The organism is Francisella sciaenopsi (genome assembly GCF_045862875.1).
In the GTDB taxonomy this organism is placed as follows: Bacteria; Pseudomonadota; Gammaproteobacteria; order Francisellales; family Francisellaceae; genus Francisella; species Francisella sciaenopsi.
On record NZ_BTHG01000010.1, the window covers coordinates 14,718 to 38,306 of the forward strand.

Below are 23,589 nucleotides of genomic sequence, written 5' to 3' on the forward strand. Positions count from 1 at the left end.
TTCGATGGATGCTTATAAGCTTTTGAAAACTGCTAATGAAACATTTTGTTCAGAAGATGATTTAGCTGTATTAAAGATAGTAAATTTTAGTTATAAAACTAAAGAATTATTGTACGAATATATGAGTTTAGCTATGACTCTACCTATCAACTCTGTAACAGTATTAGTACTTCGACTAATAAAATATAATTGGTATGGAAATGTTCTTAGTTTTAATGATGCAGATGAATTACTAGCTGCGGTTGAAAAAGTTAAATTGCACCCTAACATGAAAAACCATTATTTTAGCTTTCTTAATCAGTTTATAGCGATATGTAATCGAGTTTCATTTATGGATCATATACACCAGATATTAGATCTACAGTTAGATGATGATCTTAGAAATATTAGAGTGCTTAATAGAATAAACATATGCAAGCATAGTATAAATAAAAAAGTTTTGAAAAGATTAAATAAAAGTTTTGAAAGAAATCTTAATTCTTTAGATACTTTAAAATTAGATTTTTTTTATAGAAATAAATATAAATCTCCCGAATTGGTTATGAAACATTTGTGTAACTCCTTATCTCATAACTGTACCCTTAGTGAAGAGTTAAGTCACATTAGCAATATGTATAAATACCTTCGTATTAATTTGAAATATTATGATATTCTAATTAATAGTGAAACACTTAATGACCTTGCATCATTAATAGTCGAAAAGTTAAATAGCTTACAGTCTTTTTCGCTGATAAGATTGAATGATGGTGAAGCATATGCAGTATCTGATATGATATATGATTTAGAGTTTCGCAATAATAGAGAAAGGCACTGGTGGGGCGAGTCTATATCATACGCTGATTCAACTGAAATAATTAAAAAGATTCAAGCTTCTGTTAATAATGCGGATGTTGTTGGTATTCCATCATACTATGCATTTCTTAGGGAGACAACCTTATCTATGAAGTCACTGATGACAAGTGGATACTCTACTAAATTAAATATAAAAGTTTTAGAGTATATGCTATTACAGTACAGGCTAGGAACTTTTGGTGGGGTTTTTACAGATTCGATGTTAGTTAATGTTTTAGAAGCTATGTTAGAAAAAATCATTCCTACAGCAAAAAGACTTATAATTATTTCTCCATACGGTGGAGAAGATATGAATTTAATATTTGGTTGTTATTCAAAAGATATAATATCTATCACTATATGTGGACACCAAAGAGATGGTTTGAGTGATAATACTAATAATATTTTGCCCTTGTCTTATAATGAAATTATTTATAAAATAGAGAGTGTTGTTCGTCGTGGAGACTTGGTGTTAGTATCGGCAGGAGTGATTGGTAAGATTTTTGTAGATAGTGCAAAAAACAAAGGTTCAGTAGCTATTGATACAGGGAGTTATATAGGCAGAATGTTAGAAGAATTAAATAGTTTAGATTTTAAGTTTATTAATATGGTTAATTGTTTTGACAGAGAGGTTATCTATCATAGGGATAGTATAGAACTTATAACTAAAAAAGAAGAAGGTGTTTTATATGCATTTAACTTATATAGTAATAAGGTTTTGCTACAAAAACAAAGTTGGAATAGAAATTCAAAATGTATATTTAAATTAAATGAGCTTGAAGGGCAATATACCGCGAGGTTCTACTATAGAAGAGAGCATATTGATAAATTAATTAAATTCGTAGATGTCAACTTTAAAATTTATACAAAGAAAGTACTTGAATATATTGGGAAAAAATCTCATAATGAGTCGTCTAATGATCAAAGTAAACCTACTGCTGTTTTAGTCCAAAGTAATAAACTGCTACTAGATCAGTTAACTCAAAAAGATAATGATCTTATTGACTTTGTATCTGAAATTTCTAAAAAAGATTCGAAAATTAATAAACTAGAACAACAAGTAGAGCTCAAAAGTAAAGAAGTAGCAGCTTTAGAGAAATCTATAATTCAATCAGCAAACCAAATCTTGTCTAAAGGTGTCAAAAGTACAAGAAGAGTTAAAAAAGATTCTAAAAAAAGTGTTGATGTGAAAGAATTAATACAAAGAAATTTACTCGTTCAAAGTCATCTAGATAATGTTCAAAAATCCCTTATAGAAAAAACAAATATGCTATATGAGTTAAAATCGGAATTTGATAAGTTAAAAAGTATGTTATCAAGGTAGGCATAATTTTGGGTAAGTATATAAATAAAATATCTAATAAATATGATGTTTATAGTGGTTTACCAGAATTTGGGTATGAGCTCATAGCTACATTGCCATATGTGTATAGTTTATATCTGAAGAATGTACTTAATTCTACAGTTTCTGGTTTGGATACTGCTTGTTTATATTATTTTTCAACAAATCACACGGAGATTCAAAGTAAAAGATCTTTTGATAATGTAGTTCAATTAAGAAAAGAATCTTTTCCAAGTATTAGGATACATGCTGCTGAACTTGATTGGGACAATTTCTCACCACCACCTCTGCAAGAGTTTTATGCTGACAAAGCTATAAAATTTAGTAAGCCAACCATTGTGATATCGAATAGAAGAAATCTCGAATGGGGCAAACAGCCTAGGAATTACTTATCCGAGAACACATTACTAAAATTATTTGAATTATTAAATAATACATACCAAATAATTTATATTGATTCGGCCCATTTTGGTGCTGATTATGAAGATCATGTTGAGTTTATGGATGGTAATGTTTCTCAAAAATATCTGGATAATTATGGTGTTTTAACATTAAAGAATTTGAAATTAAAGTATAAAGATTTAAGTCTAAATGAAATACAATGTAGGCTATATGCTGGATGTGATAAATTTATTAGCTCTAATGGTGGTCTAGGAATATTAGCGTCATACTTTGGCGGTGAAAATATTATTTTTAGTAAGGCTTGTCAAGAGTTAAATCCTAGTGTTAATTCATTTAATCACTGGTACCCTAAATTTTCCAAAGCTATTATAAAAGTAGTTAGGAATGAAGATAATCTCATCGACATAGTTAAGATGAAGTGGATGGATTGTAAACCACTAATAAATATAATCATAACAACAAAAGGATCTCCGGATAGATTTCATGATTGTATGAGTTCTATATATAATCAAAGTTATAAAAATATTAATATAATTATTGGGATTGGAGATGAACTTTCTAGAAGGTATGTTCAAGGTCATAGTTGCACTATAGTGGAGTTATATGATACTAAATATGATAACAATCAATACGAGCTTATTGATTACGCTTCAGCGGGATATATTATTCATGTAGATGATTCTAGCGTATTAAATAGTAATTTTATATCAAATATTGCAGACATAATTATTAGTGATAACCCTGAAATCGTAGTATGTAGTAGCTTTGATGCCCTTGGTAATATTAGTATTTATGATATGTGCTATAAGTCTTCTTCATTGTCTGCGCTTATGAAAAATCATATAAGCTTTTCAATCTTAAATAAAAATTTTATCAAAGATGTTACCATAAGTGTTCTAAGTTATTGTCATGACATGAATCCAGTGCAAAAACAAAAGCCACCATTAGTAATACTTATCACGTGCGATGATAGTCATACAAGTATTGATCAATGTTTATCTTCTATCTTAAATGCAGTTGATATAGTAGATTTTGAAGTTAAGGTAATTGTAGGTACTTACATTACAAATGATAATATTCGAGATGATGTATATAAGTATGAACATTGTTTTGAGTTTTATCGAGTTGTTTGCGAAGATAAAAGTATTTTACTGAATTCATTATTATCTATTATCAAAAGAGAAGATAGTTTAATTTTATATTTGTCTGCTAATTCAATATTGAGTTCAAAAATATTAGATACTATATATAAGAATGCTTACTCCTTTGTTTTAGAATTTGGTTTAAATTTTTTATTGGAAATTGACAGTATCAATGTTACTACGGCTGACTATGAAAGAGCATTAAGTAAGAATTCTCGGGATATTACTATGTTAAGAATTCTCGATTTAATAAAAAAAAATGACTATGATGCTGCTATATCATACTTACTAGATATAATAATTACAGGTGAGCCTGATGTGTTTGTTTATGATTTTTTAAAGAAGATAGCAGACTACAGAGTTATTATACAAAGCCCTTCTTCTGATAATATTATATGTGGTAATGATGATTTATCATATATATGCTCATATGGGCTATTAAAAAGATTTGGTTTTTTTAATAGAGGTGTTGAAAAGCCTAATCTTGATTTTAAAAAAAGAATTAGTCAAAACATTAAAAACGGTATATTATTGAGAGATGCTCCTATACTGAATATATTAGACTCAGAAAAGATCTTAAATTGTACTCATGAGATGGTTCAAAAGGTTAGCGCTACTTTTGTTAATAATTCAGCATCAAAAGCAATAATTAAAAACGTAAATATTTACTTATAGGTAGATAACAAAAAATGAAGAATAAGAAGTGGTATGATAAGTCGTTTTTTGTGATTTTCACAAGATCAAAAAATTTTAAAAGTAATAAATATATTGGAAGTTATGTTTTAAATCTTTGTGGATTGCATATTTATAGAGTCCTTATTACATCATTTTTTTATAGAGTTAGATTGTTTCAGCAGTTTTGGAGAGTTAATCATAATAGTAGAAAGCAATTTATAAAAAATGGATACTTAATTAAAGATGTTGCGCTTAGTGACAGTGATAGGGATTTGATTTTTGATCTAAAAAATCAGTCGTATAATAAGTATTCCGTTAAAGAGGGATCAACAACACTAACAAAATATAGAATAAAAAAAAATAAGATCTTTCCTTTAGAAAATATTGAGATTAAAAACTTGTTAAAATATATACATACGAAGAATTCATATCCAGTATTGTCATATGAAGAAATTTTACAGTCAAATAGTATAAATAGACAAAAAGATATTCAGTCTAATTGGCATAGAGATACTTTTCATCCTTGTACGAAAGGCTGGTTTTTTTTAACGGATGTCAGGTCAAATAATAATGGATGCTTTGAATACTATCAAGGTTCTCATAGACTTACCTTGAGAAGACTAGTTTGGGAATATAAGCAAAGCTTGATAGCTTGTGGAAATCATAATAGAGGCTATAATGGAGCTTTTCGAATAGATGAAAGTTGCATTAGAAAAGTATATCCGAAATCAAAAAAAATTGTTTGTGAAGTACCTAAAGAAACTTTCTTATGTGCTAATGTATTCGGATTTCATAGAAGAGGAGAGGTTCCGATAAATAGTGTATGTACGGAGAGAGAGAGTCTTTGGTTTAATGGTAGACCGTATCCGTTTACACCATTTGTATTTGGTAGAAGATAGTCTTTTTGAGATATATTAATTATGATAAGTTTATACGTGTATGAAAATTATTAGTATTGTTGGCTTAGGGTATGTGGGTTTATCTAATGCAATAGTACTAGTACAACACAATAGTGTAACAGCATATGATATTGATCATGTAAAAGTTGAAATGCTAATTCTAAGATATCACCAATAGCGGATAATGATATTCAAGAATATTTGACAACTAAATTATTGAATATACGAGCAACATCAGATAAAAAAGATGCGTATTTTATAATTATAGCAACACCTACAGATTATGATGTTACTACTGGTTTGTTTGATACTAGCTCAATTGAGACAACTATTACAGATATATTGGCGATCAATACAGAGGCTGTAATTGTTATCAAAAGGTACAGTACCTATAGGCTATACAGTATCAGTTAAGCAAAAGTTTGTTACTAACAATATTATCTATTCGCCAGAGTTTTTGCGCGAGGGGAAAGCTTTGTATGATAATTTATACCCATCTAGAATTATTATGGGAGAGCAGACTGATAGAGCTAGAGTATTTGCAAATTTACTAGCTCAAGGTGCGATCAAACTAGATGTTGAGAGATTGTTTATGAACCCAACAGAGGCAGAAGCTGTCAAACTTTTCTAAAATGCTTATCTTGCGATGCGGGTTGCCTATTTAAATGAGTTAGATACTTATGCCGAAATTTATGGCTTAGATACTCAACTGATTATCAATGGTGTTAGCTTAGATCCTAGAATTGGTGATTATTATAATAATTCATCATTTGGGTATGTGGTTATTGCTTACCTGAGGATACTCAGCAGCTACTAGCAAATTATCAAAATGTACCATCAAATATTATAGGGGGGATTGTTAGCGCAAATAATATTCGTAAGAATTTTATTACAGAGTCAATATTATTAAAAAATCACAAGGTTGTTGGAATATATCGCCTGACTATGAAAGCTAATTTTGATAATTTTAGAAGCTCTGCTGTACATAGTATCATTAGTAAGCTTGTAGCTAATAATGTAAAGGTTGTTATATGTGAGCCGATTATCAAAGTAACTCAGATAGATGGTCTACAAGTTATTAGCGATGTTACCGAGTTTAAAACCATCTCAGATGTTATCGTGGTAAATAGGATGTCTAATGATTTGATAAATGTTAAGAATAAGCTATACACTAGAGATATCTTTGGTAGAGATAGTTAGAGTTTCGGCAGCAATGTTTTTAATGATATAATGACATTTCTATAATCAAAAAAATTTAAACTATAGAGAGAGTGTTTTGAAAATAGCAATAATAGCAGATCAGATAACTACAGCTACGATTAGTTACGAAGGTGACTGCATTTGCTATAATGTCACTCCGCTTAATTACAAATTTGTTTTTAAAATTTTTAAGCCAGATGTATTATTTGTTGAGTCAGCTTGGCAGGGATATCATAATAGTTGGAAGTTCAAAATAGCATCATATCCAGATCATCATAAGAGATCAAATGCTAAGCTTATCAAAGTAGTTAATTATGCCAAAAAGTGTGGAATAGCCACAGTCTTTTGGAATAAAGAAGATAGTGTGCATTTTGATAGATTTATTGATAGTGCAAAGCATTTTGAGCATATATTTACAGTTGATGAGAATTGTATACCTAAGTATCGAGCTAGAGTGAGTGCTAAGACGAATGTAAATACAATGATGTTTGCTGTGCAACCAAAAATACATTATTTCAAAGATTTTGATTTTAAATACAAGCGAGCTAATTTTGCAGGTAGCTACTCTCATCATATACATTCAAAGCGTAGAGAAATCCAAGATGTTATGTTTGAGTCAGTATGTTTTCAAGGGCTTGGTTTGACAGTCTTTGATCGTAATTCCGAAAATTATCGCTACCCAGAATTAGAGAATATGACTGTTGAAAAAGCTATAAGTCATAGTCAGACAGCACAGATCTATCGTGATTATATGCTTTCGTTAAATGTAAATACTATCGAAGATTCACCAACAATGTTTTCGCGTAGACTTATTGAGATACTTGCTTGAGGAGGTATTGCTGTTACTAATAATACTGTTGCTGTTCAGATGTTTGCTAAGTATTGTCATGTGATTGAGACTAAAGAGCAAATGGATGCTCTAGTTCAGCGTATAAATAAAAATGGTCTAAGTGAAGATGATTTATCAATGGCAAAGGCTGGCTCAGACTATGTGTTGGCAAACTTTACTTGGGCAAAAAATCTTGAGATAATCAAGCAAGTTGTCGGAATTAACTAAGTCAAAATGCTATATCGCTATCGTTACTATATCAATAATTTTTTACAGCTTTTCTATAAGCGTAAATTTGCTGGTTGGGGTCGCAAAAAGACTGGGCGACTGGCACTATGGTGTCATGCAAAATTTGGCGGTAGTGTGAGATTATATGAGGATGGTTTTATTCGCTCACTTGGCTTAGGTGTTGATGGTTCCCCAGCATTTGGTGTTGTAGAAGATGATAAAGGTATTTACTATGATGCTACTATGCCAAGTAGGCTTGAGAATATCCTAAATAGTTATGATTTCTCAGCTGATAGTCAGCTAATGGCAATAGCTCGAGAAGCTATGATGTTGATTAGAAAGTATAATATATCCAAATATAATAATGCTCCTGAAGTGGATGAGAAGTTTTGTCAAAAATATAATCTGTATAAAAGCAAAAAGAATATATTAATCATTGCTCAAACAGCTGGTGATAGTAGCCTTGAGTATGGTTTAGCTAATCAGTTCACGACTGATGATGTGACTAGAGCAGCAGTTGATGAAAACACTCATGCTAAAATATACCTCAAGATACATCCGGATGTCTTTACTGGTAAGAAACAGTCTGATATTGATATTGCAAATATCCCCAAGAATATCACTATAATCAGTGAAAATGTTAATCCCGTATTATTACTTAAGCACTTTGACAAAGTTTATACTAAGACATCTGGTATGGGCTTTGAGGCAATATTGTTGGGTTGTGAATGTGTGTGCTTTGGAATGCCTTATTATGCTGGTTGGGGTATTACCGATGATAGAGTTGTATGTGATCGTAGAGTACGCAAGCTATCAGTAGAAGAAGTTTTTGCTGCAGCTTATATTCTTTACTCAAGATATTATAATCCTTACGAAAAAAGAAGCTCTAATATTATTGATACTATCAATGAGATCGTTAGAAGACGATAGTGCGTAGTAAGGGTTGATAATGTATTTGAGATTAACTCTGAAGTTTATAGCTAAAATAACTTAAAACTAGTACGTCATTGTGTCAGGCTTGAGCACACAATCTAGCAAATAGCTTATATTTAAACTATTTGATCAAGTACTATTTTTAAACATCATAGGCTGTATGAGTAATTCATAATTACAAAGGGTTAGAGAGAGTGTAAGTTGGGGTGATTTAATAATCTCATAAAAGATGCTAGAATCCTGTGGCTCATGAATATGTTTAAAACAATTTAGTTGATGTTTTTGAAGGTGTACTATTATATTCTGAGAAATTAATAAGTATTATAAATAATACTTTAGCATGTATTGGTAGATATGTTTGACTAATGAGGTGTAAAAAAAATATTAAGAAAAATTTTTTATTTGGGTTCTCAAGATGGAAGCACAAATATCTTAAACCGTTTCTAGCTCAGTATTCAGATACAAAGATTTGTTTTATAAATCCTATATTTGCTAATGAGTATGATTTGGCATATCGCAAAGGACTCAAGAAATACTCTAATGTCGAAATTTTTATTTGGGGACGCAAAGAGTTTGTAGAAGTTCAAGAATTTGCTCGGGCTAATAATATCAAAATAACACGCGTAGAAGATGGTTTTATCCGTTCAGTAGCATTAGGATCTGATTTGACACAGCCATACTCACAGGTCTTTGATGATGTTGGGATATACTTTGATGCTACATGCCCAAGTAGACTAGAAAATATTCTAAATTACTATAAGTTTGATAAGCAGCTCTTGCAACAAGCGGATACCCTTATCACTAAGCTCATAAATTCAAAGTTATCGAAATATAACAAAGATGCACATTGTGAGCTTAATCTGCCTACAAAAATGCGTAAAGTCTTAGTACCTGGTCAGGTTGAGAATGATGCATCTATTAAATTTGGTGGTAGAGGTATGACTAACCTAGAATTACTCAAAAAAGTCCGTCAAGCTAAGCCAAATGAGTATATTATCTACAAACCACATCCAGATGTTCTAAGTGGTAATAGATTAGGTAATGTTCCGGAGGAGCAAGCGCTAAAGTATTGTGATGAGATAATTACAAATGTGAGTATGTCATCTGTACTGTCTGCAGTTGATGAGGTGCATACTATTACATCGCTTACTGGTTTTGAGGGGCTTTTGTATGGTAAAAATGTTTATACATACGGTATGCCTTTTTATGCTGGTTGGGGGCTGACAAATGATGCTTTAGTAGAGTCGCGTAGGCAACGCAAGCTTAGTCTAACAGAGCTTGTTGCTGCAGCATATATTATTTATCCAAGTTATATTCATCCAAAGACACTTAAGCCGTGCTCGGCAATAGAGCTTATTAATGAGCTTATTAAGCTTCAGCAGTCGCCAGTGTCAAAATACAGCAGTAAATCAAGAGCTGCTTATGCAAGAGTGATGCTTTATTTGCAGAGAGTTTTGAAAAAAATTAAGTAGAGGTCAGTGAGTAGTAGCTTGGATATAAGCTATTTGTTAGAGTGCTATTTTTGAGTATGATAGACTATTGGTTTGCAGATTGGTATTCAAAGTGATGAGCTTGCCATTATTAACTTGATTGAGAATTTAGAGATGGTGCTGGTTACTACAATATTTGTTGAAGCACTAGGTTTAGTATCTTCGGTAAATAAAATCTCCATAATTTTCTCATTACTTAGTATTTGTCACTTATCATCGATTATTTAGATATTTGATTTAGTGATGTTATAATCAGATAAGTAGTAAATATTGATTAGATTATGTATGAAATCTGTTTGTTTTGTATTAGGAATGCATCGTAGTGGCACATCAGCTTTGGCTGGAACACTAAGTATCATAGGTTGTGACTTTGGGAGTAAACTTACTAAGCCTTTAAAAGAAAATCCTAAAGGTTTTTTTGAGAATATATACAGTCAACTACTAGATAAAGATATGATGCATGATAACGGTTTTACTTGGGATACCTACACCATGACAGTAGATGATATTCCTAAAGAAAAGCAAATAGAATATATCAAAAGAGCTGAAGAAATCTTGATATCTGAATTTGCTAATGCTGATAAGATAGCTATCAAAGATCCACGTATTTGTATCTTATTCCCTATTTGGGAACAGGCTTGCAAAAACCTTGGTATAGATATTAAGGTTATTATTCCGTATCGTAATCCTACAGAAGTGGCGATGTCTTTAGAAACAAGAAACAAGTTTTCGCATCAAAAAAGCTACCTAGTTTGGGCACATCATTTTCTGATGGCAGAGCTACAGAGTAGAGACTATTCTAGGATCTTTACATCTTTTGACTCATTAGTTACAGATACTGATAAGATGCTTGAAGTATTATCGCAATTTTTGGATATATCAATTACAGATGAGATGCGAGCTAAGATTGATGATTTTCTTGATAAAGATATTAAAAACAATAACCAACCAATAGAATCATTTACCAAAAAAACACCAAGATTTTTGCAATTAATGGTTAAAGCTATTCGCGAAAAAGACTTTGAGAATACCAAACTTTTTGATGCTATTCGTAGAGAGCTAGCTATGTCTGTTGAAATGTTTCAACATCAGGAGTTTATGCAAGCGAATACTGAGTTAAATACAAAGGTTAAACAGTTGATGCAATCAAATCAGAATATCCAAAAAGATTATCAAAAACTACAAACAGAACTAGAGAGTCTAAAAGCAACTATCGCTGCAATCGAAGCGCAAGCTTATGTTATAGATAAAATATTTGCAGATAAATAGTAGGGTAGAGTATAAAGATATGCAAACACATCTTAAAAAACTTGAAAATGAGTCAATACAGATATTTAGAGAGGTAGTGGCACAGTTTGAGAATCCGGTAATGCTATATTCTGTTGGTAAGGATTCATCAGTACTACTTCATTTAGCTCGGAAGGCTTTTTATCCTGGTAAGATTCCATTTCCATTGCTTCATGTGGATACCACATGGAAGTTTAAGGAGATGATAGAATTTAGGGATAATATGGCAAAAGAGTATGGTTTTGAGCTTTTGGTACATATCAATCAAGATGGAATTGATCAGAGGGTAGTGCCATTTTCTCATGGTAGTGCCAAGCATACTGATGTTATGAAAACTCAATCACTTAAGCAAGCTTTAAATAAAGGTAAATATGATGCTGCATTTGGCGGTGCTCGCCGTGATGAAGAGAAATCGCGTGCTAAAGAGCGAGTATTTTCATTTAGGGATAAAAATCATCGCTGGGATCCTAAAAACCAAAGACCAGAGCTATGGGATATCTACAATGGTATGGTAAACAAAGGTGAGAGTATCAGAGTATTTCCACTCTCAAACTGGACTGAGTTAGATATTTGGCAATATATTTATATGGAGAACATCAAGATCCCAAGTTTATACTTTGCTAAGGAAAGACCAGTAGTTGAGCATGAGGGTATCTTGATGATGGTTGATGATGATAGAACACCTGTTGAACTAAGACAAAAGGCTGTAAATAAAAAGGTTAGATTCAGAACATTAGGTTGTTATCCACTAACCGGAGCTATTGAGTCAGATGCTGATACATTACCAGCAATTATCCAAGAAATGCTACTAACTAAAACATCTGAACGTCAAGGTCGAGCTATAGACAAAGATAGTGCTGGCTCGATGGAGAAGAAGAAAATTGAGGGGTATTTTTAATTTCTTTGAAATTAAAAAGTCTGTAGCACTAAGTGGATAGTAGGTAGATTATTAATGAAGTGTGAGTTTAGAAGTTTGAAAAAGATTTTGCAGAGTCAAAAGACTTTTGTTTTAAAGATCAGATTACTAGAAGTTCTTTATCTGTAGCATCAAATATAGCTGAAGGAATGGGAAAAGACTCTCATAAAGATAAACTATATAAATAAGGCAATCAGTCAAGTGTGGAAAAATGAGCTTTATGAAATATTTAGAATGTTAAGAGCTTTAAAGAAAAACATAGTAGAAAAAAAGTAAGTAGTAAAGGAGCAGTTAGTGATTTCTTTTGTTGAATTTAATTTTCTATTTACTACAGACTACTTTTTACATACTTTTAAAAGAGGGATGAAATGTCACATCAATCAAATTTGATAGCAACAAATATTGAACAGTATCTTAAACAGCATGAGCAAAAAGAATTATTAAGGTTTATTACATGTGGAAGTGTTGATGACGGTAAGAGTACCTTAATTGGCCGACTCTTGCATGACAGTAAGATGATATTTGAGGATCAGCTAGCTGCTATTACAGAGGATAGTAAGAAAGTTGGTACACAAGGCGATCAAATTGACTTAGCATTACTTGTCGATGGTCTGCAGTCTGAGAGAGAGCAAGGTATTACTATAGACGTGGCATATAGATACTTCTCTACTGATAAGCGTAAATTTATCATAGCTGATACTCCAGGGCATGAACAGTACACGCGTAATATGGCAACAGGCGCATCAAACTGTGATTTGGCGATAATCCTTGTAGATGCTAGAAATGGAGTACAAACCCAAACGCGTAGACATAGTTTTATCTGCTCACTTTTAGGTATTAAACATGTGATAGTCGCGGTAAATAAAATGGATACAGTGGGCTACTCGCAAGAAGTTTATAAGTCAATCCAAGATGATTATATAAAATTAGCAGGGAGTCTAGAGATACCTGATATTAGATTTGTACCGATATCAGCACTAAAGGGCGATAATGTGGTTACAAAAAGTGAAAATATGCCTTGGTTTAGAGGCTCACCATTAATGCATTATTTAGAAACTTTGAAGATAGAACAATCAGTTAGTGACGAGTTTCGTTTTCCGGTACAGTTAGTGAGTAGACCTAATTCAGATTTTAGAGGCTTCCAAGGGACTGTAGTATCTGGCAAAGTCAGTGTTGGGGATACTATTAGGGTTATGCCAAGTGGTAAGATTACAACTATTAAGTCAATAGTAACATTTGATGGTGATCTTGAGTGTGCAGAGGCTGGACAAGCTGTGACTTTGACAACAAATGATAAGATTGATATTAGCCATGGTGATATGATTGTTCATAAGGACTCTATATCGCATGTATCATCTAATCTTAAAGCTCATATTGTTTGGATGCATGAGCAACCTCTGACAGAAAGCAAGGATTATTATATCAGGTTTTTGACTAAGCAAGTAACAGGTTTGGTATGTAAGTTTAATTACAAAACAGATATAAACACACTCAAAGATATTGATTGTGGTAAATTGGATTTAAATGAAATAGGCGCTGTTGAACTCAGCTTGTCAGAGCCTGTATGTTTTGATGATTATCAAAAAAATAGAGTTACTGGTGCATTTATAATTATAGATAGGCTATCTAATGCGACTATTGGAGCAGGTATGATTATCAAGCCACTTGCTGAAGGAGAGCTTAGAAGTCATAGTCATGATTACTCAGAGTTTGAGCTAGAGTTAAATGATCTTATTCGCAAGCATTTTCCTCATTGGGGAGCCAAAAACTTAAGAGGCTAACTATGAGTGCTATTGTATTATTTTTGATAATTATTGTTATGCTTATGTTGTTATGTTTTTATCAGCATAAGACATTAATGATTTTTGCTGTAGTGATGTTTGTTTGTTTTGCTTTTGGCTGGGTTAGCCAAAAAGAGCTGTTAGCTAATGCATCCAATGCTTCTTTGGTTACACTTGTAATAATTATGATACTTGCATCGGTGATTGAAAAGACAAGTATATTACGAAAGTTACAAAATTTACTGATTGCCAAGACAGAGAAAAAAACTTTAATAAAGGTTTTGAGTGTTTCAGCTTTATCATCATCCGTGCTAAATAATACTGCAGTTGTAGCTATACTTATCAAAGCTATCAATAACTCAAAAGCAGTACTACCTTCGCGACTTTTGATACCAATGTCATATGCAACTATTATGGGTGGTACTTTGACATTAATTGGTACCTCAACAAATCTTGTTGTCAGTAGTATGTACTCAGCTGCGACAGGATCCAAAGGTTTTGGTTTCTTTGATTTTACAGCTATTGGGGTTGTGGTGACTATATTTGGCTGTATAACATTATATTTTACTAGTAAATTTCTGCCAAAAAAAGAACCCCAAATTAATAGCTATAATAGCTATATGGTTGAGGCAGAAGTGCTTGTAAAATCATCACTTATTGGCAAAAATGTTGAAAGAGCGGGATTACGACATCTAGAGGACTTGTTTCTTGCTGAAATTATAACCAACAAAGGTGATAGGATATGTCCTGTCAAACCCCATGATATTCTTGCAGAGGGAGACAAGTTATTATTTTCTGGAGATATCCAAAAAGTTTCGATATTAAATCAGTTTGATGGTCTAAAACTATATGCTCAGACAGAAGGATTTGATACTTTTCAATTAACAGAAGTTCTTGTTAAGCAAGATTCTAATATTATTGGTAAAAGTCTCAAAGAAATTGAGTTTAGATCAAAATTTGATGCTGCTGTCGTTGCTGTACGTAGAGATGGTGAAAAAATTTCTGGTAAGCTTGGTAAGCTAATTATCAAAGCTGGAGACTTTTTGTTATTGGCTACAGGCGATGATTTTAGAGGTAGATCTAATATATCCCAGAATTTTTTGGTCATAAAAGGAGTAGAACCTAAAAGAGTGATTACAGGCTGGCGTGAGGCTTTGGTAATATTTGGTTTTATTGCTGTTATTGTTTATTCTGTTTTTTCTGGGGATTCGATGTTTTCTGGGATGCTTATATTATTAGGCATCTTGGTATTAACCAAGAGTGTATCTATTAATGAGATCAAAAATAGCTTCCCTACTGAAGTTTGGTTGATAGTTACTAGTTCATTATGTATCGCTACGAGTATGGATAATACTGGTTTAGCTGCTAGTATTGCTGATTTTTCGCGCATATATTTAGCAGGACACTCTGCTATAGTTATATTTGTAGGGATTTTTATCACGACAATATTGCTGACAGAATTTATAACCAATAATGCTGCTGCTGCATTGATGTTTCCGGTTGCATATAACCTAGCATTAGGAGTTGGTATCAATATATTTCCAGTAGTGCTTGGAGTGGCGTTCGCAGCCTCGGCAAGCTTCTTGACTCCGTATGGTTATCAAACTAATCTGATGGTAATGAATGCTGCAAATTATAAGTGGCGAGACTTTATAGTAACTGGAGTGCCAGTCTCAATTGTATATATAGTATCTTGCTGTGTTATGATACCTATAATTTATCCTTTATATTAATGGAGATACAGGTGAGCAAAAATATCGTTTGGCATGATACTAGTGTCTCAACTGATGAAAGAGCTAATCATAAGAAGCATAAGGCAGTAGTGCTATGGTACACTGGTCTAAGTGGCTCGGGTAAGTCAACTATCGCAAATGCTGTTGATCGTATATTACATCAAAAAGACTATCATACTTATGTGCTAGATGGTGATAATATCCGTCATGGTCTTAATAAAGATTTAGGTTTTGATGAAGCTAGTCGTATCGAGAATATTAGACGTATTTCTGAGGTTGCTAAGCTTTTTGTAGATGCAGGGATCATAGTCAGTACAGCCTTTATTTCACCATATATCTCTGATAGGGAACAAGCTAGAGAGCTTATTGGCAAGAATAATTTCATTGAAATTTTTATAGATACTGAGTTAGCAGAGTGTGAAAATAGAGATCCCAAAGGTTTGTATAAAAAAGCAAGAGCAGGAAATATAGCAGATTTCACAGGCATAACATCACCCTATCAAAAGCCAATAAATCCAGATATACATATTAAAACACAGGCAAAATCTATAAAAAATTGTGCAGAGCAGATTTTTGACTATCTAATTTCAAATAATAAAATCTAGGGTATACAAATGTATATAGATATTTTCAATGGTGATGCAGATGGGATATTATCACTAATTCAGTTACGCAAGGCATTGCCAGTAGCGAGTGATAATCATAGATTAATCACAGGGATTAAAAGAGATATTTCTCTATGTAAAAATATCTCTAATCAAGATGCTAATGATGCAGTTGTGACAGTATTAGATATTTCATATGATAAGAATTATCAAGATATAGAAAGACTATTAGGGTGTGTCAATCAGATAGCATATTTTGATCATCATCAGGCTGATAAGCTAATTTTAAATCCAAAACTAAAAGCTCATATAAATACATCAGCAGATATCTGTACAGCATTATTAGTTAGTAATAGTTTAGGTAAAAAATATCATCTTTGGGCAATTGTAGCAGCGTATGGTGATAATTTGCATCATGTGGCAGACAATGAGGCAGATTTGCTTAAACTAAATAGTGAGCAAAAAGCTCAACTAAAAAAGCTAGGAATACTAATCAACTATAATGGTTATGGCAGTGCGATTGATGATTTGTATTATCATCCAGCTGACTTGTATCATGAGTTGATAAAGTATGAGACTCCATTTGATGTGATTGCTGATACAGAATCGTGCTTTTATAAGTTAAGGGAGGGATTTGCAAGTGATAGCAAAAATCTAGATAATTTAGATGTTCACAATTTTGATAATATCAAGCTAGTCAAACTTCCTAATCAATCTTGGGCAAGAAGAGTCAGCGGAACCTTAGGTAATGATTTAGCAAATAAGTATCGCGATAAAGCTATTATAATTGCAACAATAAAAGATAATGACAACTACCTAATAAGCCTAAGAGCTCCAAAAAATAAACCATTTGGTGCGGCTGATATTTGTTCACAATTCGCCACCGGAGGTGGTAGAGAGGCTGCTGCAGGGATTAATGATTTGCAAAGTGGAGAATTACAAGAGTTGATAAATATCACTAGAAATATGTATAGTTAGCATGATCAAATTAGGAGTCTTTAGAGTTATTTATTTGTGAATTATTATTAGTTCTTGAAAAGTCTTATAAGCTATATTTTATATTATTTTGATAGGTTAGTATGAGATAATTAATTGAAAGGAATAATGTGTTATAATTTAAAAAATTGTTGATTTAATCAGTATGTACCATAAAAAAACAGTAGTAGTCTTCGTGCTTGACACGGGATCTCTTAAATACTGGAGAGATTCCTACCTTCGCGAGAATGACTTGATAATTGAATCAACAGTCATTTTAATCATGTTCTAGTTAAGGTTTTGTTACTAAGGGGTGTTTGTTTGATTGAAGAAAATGAAAATAGAGTTATACTATTAGTTTTTATAGTAGTAATACTTATTGTTATAAGAATTAGTATAAATATATTGTTTTTTAATCAAATATCATTTTCATTTTTTGGTAGCGATATCATTTTTAGACAGTCGGCTCTTTTGTATGGATCAGTTTTTATCATTTTTAATATTATTACTTATCTATATGGTGCAAAATTAGCTACTTTTTTATCTATAATCAGCAGCTCTTCTGAGATTCTTTTTGCATTTTTAGTTTATTCTGCAAATTTTGTTTGTATTGATGAGTCTGCAAATCAAGTTAGTAATCAAACGCGAGCTATCATAGAATTATCTGGACCTTTATTAAAGTTGACTTTATCAGGTGCTTTAGCATCTTTGATAACTTATATTGCAGAGATTTATATTTTCAGTATAATTTTAAAAGTTTTTGATAAAAATATTTTGTTAGTATCATTTTTTTCTATATTTATAACAATTTTAACCCACGATTTGATTATGTTTCCTATCATGATTAGTGTTCATGAGGGTTTATGGAGGATTCTCTTTATAACAGTTACAATTAATATGACATGTGTTTTACTAATATCATTCATGATGTATTTATTTAAAGGTGGCTACGATTATTTTAGGTCTACTAAGAAAAATTCTATTTATTAATTTTTTCATAGAGTTTATAGTTTACAAGAGTTTTTTGTTAATTATACAATGAATAACTTATCACCACAAGACTATCAAACAATAGTATATGATTGGAACCGGACTGATAAGGATTATCCGAAGGATAGGACTATATATCAATTATTTGAAGAGCAGGTAGGGAAGAATCCAAATAATGTAGCGTTAGTATTCCCTTCGACAAGCTCAGGACAGTGTGAAGATAAAGAGTTTACATGCGAACAACTGAATAATAGATCAAATCAGTTAGCAAGATGTATCCGTAAACAGTATAAAAAAGTAACCGGTCAAGAGTTGAAAGCAGATACGCTAATACCATTATGTCTTGAGAAAAGTGTGGATATAGTGATAGCAATACTTGCTGTAATGAAGGCTGGTGGTGCTTATGTGCCTATGGATCCAGAATATCCGGTAGAGAGATTCAGACATATACTTGCAGATACAGAAGCTAAGTTAGTTATTACACAAAGTCATATAGAGCAAAGATTAAAAGAAGTAAGAGATATAGAGCTTATATCAATAGATGATCAAGATAATGAAATAGTATACCAAAGTGAAGATGTGAGTAATCTTGCACAATATAGTCAATCAAATGATCTTGCATATGTGATCTATACATCTGGTACTACAGGATTGCCGAAAGGAGTAGTGATTGAGCATAGGCAGATAAGTTTAAAAATCATAACTGTTATAAATGATTTTGGCATATCAAAAAAAGATGTGATAGGATCTAAGATTAATTATGTGTTTGATCCTTTTGCTCGTGAGGTTTTTGTAGCTCTAGTGACAGGAGCTAGACTCATAGTTTTTAGTAGAGATGATGTATATGACTTTGATAAGCTTATTGAAAATGTTTACAAATATCAAATCACTTATCTTATTTTTGTAGCGTCACAGCTTGAGTTGTTTGTGGATTATGTCAAGAGAGTGGATATTAGCAAACTAAGTAGCTTGAGATTGGTCTTTAACTGTGGTGAAAGACTACCATCAAAACTTGCCAAAGATTTTTATGCAGTTATAGATGGTACGCAGTTAGTTAATCAATATGGACCATCAGAATGTACACAATATACTACACATTATTTAGTTAATAAATTTGATGAGGTTATACCAATAGGTAAGCCAAATAGTAATTCAAAACTATATGTATTAGATAAGTATAAACAGCCTGTATCAGTCGGGGTAGTAGGGGAGTTATATATAGGAGGAGCTGGTTTAGCGAGGGGGTATTTGAATAGACCTGAGTTGACAGCGGAGAGATTTGTATCTAATCCATTTGCTACAGAGAGTGATATGGCTAAAGGTTATACAAGGTTGTATAAGACAGGAGATTTAGTAAGATGGTTGTCTGATGGTAATATAGAGTATATAGGACGAAATGATGATCAAATTAAGATCAGAGGATATCGAATAGAGTTAGGAGAGATTGAGCATCAACTAAGTTCAATAGAGGGAGTTAGGCAGTCTTGTGTACTAGCTAAAGACAAGAATGATTCTAAATACTTAGTAGGATATTATGTATTAGATAAAGAAACTACATTAACACAAGAAGAGATTCTTAATCGATTAGCTAAGGTATTACCTGAGTATATGGTGCCGAGTATATTGGTTGAGCTTGAGGGTATGCCATTGACTGTGAATGGTAAGCTAGATAGAAGAGCATTGCCAGAATCTGATTTTGTAAATGAAGCTAGTTATGTAGCACCGGTTACAGAGCTAGAGATTAGTTTAAGTAATATATTTGCAGAGGTGCTTGGTTTAGAGAAGGTAGGAATAACAGATAATTTCTTTAGAATAGGTGGTAATAGTATTTTAGCTATCAAGATAGTCTCTAAGGTAAATACAGCTCAATTAAACTTTAAGTTTGATGTTAAAGATATTTTTTATTATCAAAGTATTTCAAACTTAATAAACAGGAGACTTACAGATATAGAGAAAGGGCAACTTAGTAGTCTAACTTTTCGTAAAGGAAAATATGCCTATGAATATTGGGATCATCGACCAAGAATTATGGATTATGAGCATTTGACACAATCTGAGCAACGAGAGTTTTATAATATCCTATCTCAGATGTCTAGAGATGTAGATCAAATGATGGATATAATTGGTACTGCTAAAGGCTGTATATTAGTTTGTAATGAAGCTGGCAATAAGCCACCAATATTTTGGGTTTGTAATAACTGGACAGAGTTTAGTAATTTAGCGAAGATAATAGGTGATGACCAACCTCTATATGGTATGAGATCTTTACATACTTATGCTAAAGATAGTGATAAATATCGTAAATTTCAAGAACGTTTATGTCTGTATTATTTTAATCAAATAAGTCAGCTTTGTAATGTTTATGAGCCATTTGTTGTATTTGGTAATTGTCAATCTGGAATGTTTGCAGAATCTATAGTAGTACATTTTAAGAGAATATTAGATGTCTCACCATATTTAGCTACATTAGAATACTTTCCTAAGGCTTATGATGGTAAGGCTTTACTTTTATATGGTTATGAGAGTAAATTAAATCCTTTTGTAAACTCTGATAAAGATCCTATACCTATGTGGGATAAGATTTTTGAGAGATACGAATATAAGATATTACCGGCTAAGCATGGACAGTTTTTTAAGGAACCGTGTATTATAGATACAAGTAGCTATTTATCAAGTGCTATAGATCTTATTAATGATTCTTAAAGTATTTTGTATATAGTTGGTCAATCCATCAAAAATTGAGAGGGGTTAAAAGAAGACTCAATTGTTACCAAACGTTATTTAAATATCCATTACCTAGCTAGTACATTTGCCTTTGTATATAATATTTTCTAAATAATTATCAATAAACAGCACATAAATGATTATCGCAAATGACTATACAAGATTATTTTGGAATGAGTATCAGATAGGTCCTAGTAGAAGTGATTATAATATTGTATTTGATCAGAGAATTTCTGGTAATTTAGACATTGCTAGATTGACCAATGCACTTACAAGAGTAGTTAAAAGTAATATAGTTTTAAATAGTCATCTAATAGAGTCAGAGTCTGGACTATATTGGGAGCAAAATCAAATTATAGCTAGGCTTGAGATTTTTGATAATATTGATAATCAGTATGATTTTGTTAGTAGAGCATTTTTGCTTGATACAGGTCCTTTATATCGCTTTGGTTTATTTAAGAGAGATGATGATAATTATGATCTAATCATGGTATTACACCATGCAATAATAGATGGTAGTGCTTTTGATGAGTTTATTTCCACGGTAAGCAATTATTACAATAGTGATGATTATACACAAGAGTCGTTACAGTTAGATGTACAAGCTACCCAAATTGCTCAGCTTAATCAAAAGTTTATCAAAGAAGTTAAAAGCATTAGCAAATTAGATGCAGAGAATAAATACTGGTCTAAAAAATTAGCTCCTTTATCACCAAGCATAGAATTTCCATATATAGGAGGGACTGGAGAATATTTAGTCAATGAGTATCGTTTTGATATAAAGTTAGACTCAAATATTAATGACTTTATTGAATTTAAGAAAGTGACATTATTTACTTTATTTAGTCAAGTTTTTGCTGTTTTATTTAATAAATATACAAATCAAAATTATGTAGCATTAATATATCCAATAGCAATATCCCAAGCAAAAGAGCTTAAGTATGGAGCTAATATAAATACTCTTATTTCAGCAATTTCTTTTGATACAAGTACAACTTTTAATAGTTTGTTAGATTTGGCAGTTAGAGATATTCGATCATTTAATATAGGAGCTGAAAAATATAGTAGGCTACCGATTGATAAGATTGTTCAGCAGTCGCCAGTAAAACATTTAGATATTAGTTTTGCGCAGACAAATCTAAAAGATTATACATTAAGTTTTGATGATTGCTCTTTGAGTGTTAATCATAGATATAACATAGATATAGCTGGAGCAAAGCTTGTTTTACAGTATCAGCAAGTAGCAGATGTTTGTAATTTTAGGATTCAGTATAGAGAAGATTTATTTTCTTTAGAGTATATTCAACAGATAGCAAATAGCTATATAGTTCTACTTAATAGTTTAGTTAAAAATAGTTATAAGCAAATATCAGAAGTTCTAGCATTAACACCACAAGATTATCAGAGGATAGTATATGACTGGAACTGTACTGATAGTGATTATCCGAATGATAGGACTATATATGAGTTATTTGAAGAACAGGCAGAGAAGAATCCGGATAATGTAGCGTTAGTATTTGAAGAAAAGCAATTAACATATCAAGAGCTAAATAATAAAGCTAATCAGTTGGCAAGATATATCCGTAAGCGATATAAAGAAGTTACTAATGAAGAACTTCAAGCAGATACGCTGATACCGTTATGTTTAGAAAGAAGTTTAGATATGGTGATAGCCATATTAGCTGTAATGAAGTCAGGAGGTGCATATGTACCGATGGATCCTGAATATCCTGTAGAGAGATTCAGGCATATACTATCTGATACAGAAGCTAAGTTGATAATCACTCAATCTCACTTAGAGGAAACATTAAGAAATGTTACAGATATTAACTTTATTTTAATAGATGAGCAAGATGATGAAACAGTATACCAAAGTGAAGATGTGAGTAATCTTGCACAATATAGTCAATCTACAGATCTTGCATATGTGATCTATACATCGGGTACTACTGGATTGCCTAAGGGGGTGATGGTTGAGCATAAAAGCGTTATAAATTTATTAGAATCACTTGTTAAGCCCTATAACATATTACCTAAAGAGCGATTTGTACTATTTGCTAATTATGTGTTTGATGCCTCTGTTGAACAGTTATTTTTAAGCTTATCTACTTCTAATTTATTATATATTCCATCAAATACGCAAATTAAGGATTATTTTGAATTTATAAAATATTTAAAGTTTAATAAAATTACTCATATAGATGTGTCACCATCATATTTAGATGGTAGTAATATTGGCTCAGAAGAAATTGATTTTTTAAATAGATTAATTATTGGTTCAGAACATATATCTCAAGAAAGTTTTAAATATTATAAAAATCAAATAGATGTTGTGATTAATGCATATGGTCCAACTGAAGCAACTATAACATCATTGATTGGGGTAAATAATAGTTATTTTAATAAAGATAATATGTCAAATATTAAATACTATATTTTAGGCCAGCATCAGCAGCCAGTACCGATAGGAGTGATTGGAGAGTTATATATAGGAGGAGCTGGCCTTGCTCGTGGTTATCTTAATAGACCCGAACTAACAGAGGAGAGATTTGTATCTAATCCATTTGCTACAGAGAGAGATATAGCTAAGGGTTATACAAGATTGTA

Annotated in this window: 21 protein-coding genes and 2 pseudogenes; all 23 read left to right on the plus strand. The window is 31.8% G+C overall.

Annotation, left to right across the window (positions count from 1 at the left end):
• The first annotated feature begins 22 nt into the window (after positions 1 to 22).
• Entirely contained in the window at positions 23 to 2,155 is a 2,133-nt protein-coding gene (locus ACKTR7_RS09715) for a hypothetical protein (protein WP_407878112.1), read from the plus strand.
• Between the two features lie 8 nt (positions 2,156 to 2,163).
• A complete protein-coding gene (locus tag ACKTR7_RS09720) occupies positions 2,164 to 4,392 on the plus strand; it encodes a hypothetical protein (RefSeq protein WP_407878113.1) in 2,229 nt (742 codons plus the stop codon).
• A gap of 14 nt (positions 4,393 to 4,406) precedes the next feature.
• Positions 4,407 to 5,291, plus strand: a complete 885-nt coding sequence (locus tag ACKTR7_RS09725; protein ID WP_407878114.1) for a phytanoyl-CoA dioxygenase family protein — start codon at positions 4,407 to 4,409, stop codon at positions 5,289 to 5,291.
• A 40-nt stretch (positions 5,292 to 5,331) separates the two neighbouring features.
• Positions 5,332 to 5,469: a hypothetical protein gene (locus tag ACKTR7_RS09730; RefSeq protein WP_407878115.1), complete on the plus strand. Its 138-nt coding sequence runs from the start codon at positions 5,332 to 5,334 to the stop codon at positions 5,467 to 5,469.
• A gap of 23 nt (positions 5,470 to 5,492) precedes the next feature.
• Positions 5,493 to 5,705 (plus strand): hypothetical protein, encoded by a 213-nt coding sequence (locus tag ACKTR7_RS09735; RefSeq protein ID WP_407878116.1) that lies wholly within the window; start codon positions 5,493 to 5,495, stop codon positions 5,703 to 5,705.
• On the plus strand, positions 5,659 to 5,922 hold the full coding sequence (locus ACKTR7_RS09740) for a UDP-glucose 6-dehydrogenase family protein (protein ID WP_407878117.1): 264 nt from the start codon (positions 5,659 to 5,661) through the stop codon (positions 5,920 to 5,922). Before ACKTR7_RS09735 ends, ACKTR7_RS09740 begins: the two co-directional genes overlap by 47 nt.
• Before the next feature lie 15 nt (positions 5,923 to 5,937).
• Complete coding sequence (locus ACKTR7_RS09745; protein ID WP_407878118.1) at positions 5,938 to 6,108, plus strand: hypothetical protein; 171 nt, start codon at positions 5,938 to 5,940, stop codon at positions 6,106 to 6,108.
• A 128-nt stretch (positions 6,109 to 6,236) separates the two neighbouring features.
• A complete protein-coding gene (locus tag ACKTR7_RS09750) occupies positions 6,237 to 6,491 on the plus strand; it encodes a UDP binding domain-containing protein (RefSeq protein WP_407878119.1) in 255 nt (84 codons plus the stop codon).
• Between the two features lie 76 nt (positions 6,492 to 6,567).
• Positions 6,568 to 7,320, plus strand: coding sequence for a CgeB family protein (locus ACKTR7_RS09755; protein WP_407878120.1), 753 nt, complete (start codon positions 6,568 to 6,570; stop codon positions 7,318 to 7,320).
• Positions 7,321 to 7,359: 39 nt separating this feature from the next.
• A complete protein-coding gene (locus ACKTR7_RS09760; protein WP_407878121.1) occupies positions 7,360 to 7,548 on the plus strand; it encodes a hypothetical protein in 189 nt (62 codons plus the stop codon).
• A 6-nt stretch (positions 7,549 to 7,554) separates the two neighbouring features.
• Positions 7,555 to 8,478, plus strand: coding sequence for a capsular polysaccharide export protein, LipB/KpsS family (locus ACKTR7_RS09765; protein ID WP_407878122.1), 924 nt, complete (start codon positions 7,555 to 7,557; stop codon positions 8,476 to 8,478).
• A 368-nt stretch (positions 8,479 to 8,846) separates the two neighbouring features.
• Positions 8,847 to 9,953: a capsular polysaccharide export protein, LipB/KpsS family gene (locus ACKTR7_RS09770; protein WP_407878123.1), complete on the plus strand. Its 1,107-nt coding sequence runs from the start codon at positions 8,847 to 8,849 to the stop codon at positions 9,951 to 9,953.
• A gap of 72 nt (positions 9,954 to 10,025) precedes the next feature.
• The gene (locus ACKTR7_RS09775; RefSeq protein WP_407878124.1) at positions 10,026 to 10,199 is read left to right on the plus strand and encodes a hypothetical protein; all 174 of its coding nucleotides are present in this window, start codon (positions 10,026 to 10,028) and stop codon (positions 10,197 to 10,199) included.
• A 57-nt stretch (positions 10,200 to 10,256) separates the two neighbouring features.
• Complete coding sequence (locus ACKTR7_RS09780; RefSeq protein ID WP_407878125.1) at positions 10,257 to 11,240, plus strand: hypothetical protein; 984 nt, start codon at positions 10,257 to 10,259, stop codon at positions 11,238 to 11,240.
• A gap of 19 nt (positions 11,241 to 11,259) precedes the next feature.
• Positions 11,260 to 12,156 carry a sulfate adenylyltransferase subunit CysD gene (cysD, locus tag ACKTR7_RS09785; protein WP_407878126.1) on the plus strand — a complete coding sequence of 299 codons (897 nt, stop codon included), beginning with the start codon at positions 11,260 to 11,262 and terminating at the stop codon, positions 12,154 to 12,156.
• Between the two features lie 86 nt (positions 12,157 to 12,242).
• Positions 12,243 to 12,362 (plus strand): annotated as a pseudogene (locus ACKTR7_RS09790) (four helix bundle protein); the annotation flags it as partial.
• A gap of 180 nt (positions 12,363 to 12,542) precedes the next feature.
• Positions 12,543 to 13,955 carry a sulfate adenylyltransferase subunit CysN gene (gene cysN, locus ACKTR7_RS09795; RefSeq protein WP_407878127.1) on the plus strand — a complete coding sequence of 471 codons (1,413 nt, stop codon included), beginning with the start codon at positions 12,543 to 12,545 and terminating at the stop codon, positions 13,953 to 13,955.
• A 2-nt stretch (positions 13,956 to 13,957) separates the two neighbouring features.
• A complete protein-coding gene (locus tag ACKTR7_RS09800; protein ID WP_407878128.1) occupies positions 13,958 to 15,688 on the plus strand; it encodes an SLC13 family permease in 1,731 nt (576 codons plus the stop codon).
• A gap of 11 nt (positions 15,689 to 15,699) precedes the next feature.
• Positions 15,700 to 16,293, plus strand: coding sequence for an adenylyl-sulfate kinase (gene cysC, locus ACKTR7_RS09805; protein WP_407878129.1), 594 nt, complete (start codon positions 15,700 to 15,702; stop codon positions 16,291 to 16,293).
• Between the two features lie 9 nt (positions 16,294 to 16,302).
• Positions 16,303 to 17,271 (plus strand): DHH family phosphoesterase, encoded by a 969-nt coding sequence (locus tag ACKTR7_RS09810; protein WP_407878130.1) that lies wholly within the window; start codon positions 16,303 to 16,305, stop codon positions 17,269 to 17,271.
• 318 nt (positions 17,272 to 17,589) lie between these two features.
• On the plus strand, positions 17,590 to 18,258 hold the full coding sequence (locus tag ACKTR7_RS09815) for a VUT family protein (RefSeq protein WP_407878131.1): 669 nt from the start codon (positions 17,590 to 17,592) through the stop codon (positions 18,256 to 18,258).
• A gap of 48 nt (positions 18,259 to 18,306) precedes the next feature.
• Positions 18,307 to 20,961 carry a non-ribosomal peptide synthetase gene (locus ACKTR7_RS09820; protein WP_407878132.1) on the plus strand — a complete coding sequence of 885 codons (2,655 nt, stop codon included), beginning with the start codon at positions 18,307 to 18,309 and terminating at the stop codon, positions 20,959 to 20,961.
• Between the two features lie 262 nt (positions 20,962 to 21,223).
• Positions 21,224 to 23,589: pseudogene (locus ACKTR7_RS09825) on the plus strand (non-ribosomal peptide synthetase); the annotation flags it as partial.

Coding starts and splice junctions, on each gene's coding strand:
- ACKTR7_RS09725 (WP_407878114.1), top strand. CDS start 4,407: ATGAAGAATAAGAAGTGGTATGATAAGTCGTTTTTTGTGATTTTCACA.
- ACKTR7_RS09730 (WP_407878115.1), top strand. CDS start 5,332: ATGAAAATTATTAGTATTGTTGGCTTAGGGTATGTGGGTTTATCTAAT.
- ACKTR7_RS09745 (WP_407878118.1), top strand. CDS start 5,938: ATGCGGGTTGCCTATTTAAATGAGTTAGATACTTATGCCGAAATTTAT.
- ACKTR7_RS09750 (WP_407878119.1), top strand. CDS start 6,237: ATGAAAGCTAATTTTGATAATTTTAGAAGCTCTGCTGTACATAGTATC.
- ACKTR7_RS09760 (WP_407878121.1), top strand. CDS start 7,360: ATGTTTGCTAAGTATTGTCATGTGATTGAGACTAAAGAGCAAATGGAT.
- ACKTR7_RS09765 (WP_407878122.1), top strand. CDS start 7,555: ATGCTATATCGCTATCGTTACTATATCAATAATTTTTTACAGCTTTTC.
- ACKTR7_RS09770 (WP_407878123.1), top strand. CDS start 8,847: ATGAGGTGTAAAAAAAATATTAAGAAAAATTTTTTATTTGGGTTCTCA.
- ACKTR7_RS09780 (WP_407878125.1), top strand. CDS start 10,257: ATGAAATCTGTTTGTTTTGTATTAGGAATGCATCGTAGTGGCACATCA.
- cysD (WP_407878126.1), top strand. CDS start 11,260: ATGCAAACACATCTTAAAAAACTTGAAAATGAGTCAATACAGATATTT.
- cysN (WP_407878127.1), top strand. CDS start 12,543: ATGTCACATCAATCAAATTTGATAGCAACAAATATTGAACAGTATCTT.
- ACKTR7_RS09800 (WP_407878128.1), top strand. CDS start 13,958: ATGAGTGCTATTGTATTATTTTTGATAATTATTGTTATGCTTATGTTG.
- ACKTR7_RS09810 (WP_407878130.1), top strand. CDS start 16,303: ATGTATATAGATATTTTCAATGGTGATGCAGATGGGATATTATCACTA.
- ACKTR7_RS09820 (WP_407878132.1), top strand. CDS start 18,307: ATGAATAACTTATCACCACAAGACTATCAAACAATAGTATATGATTGG.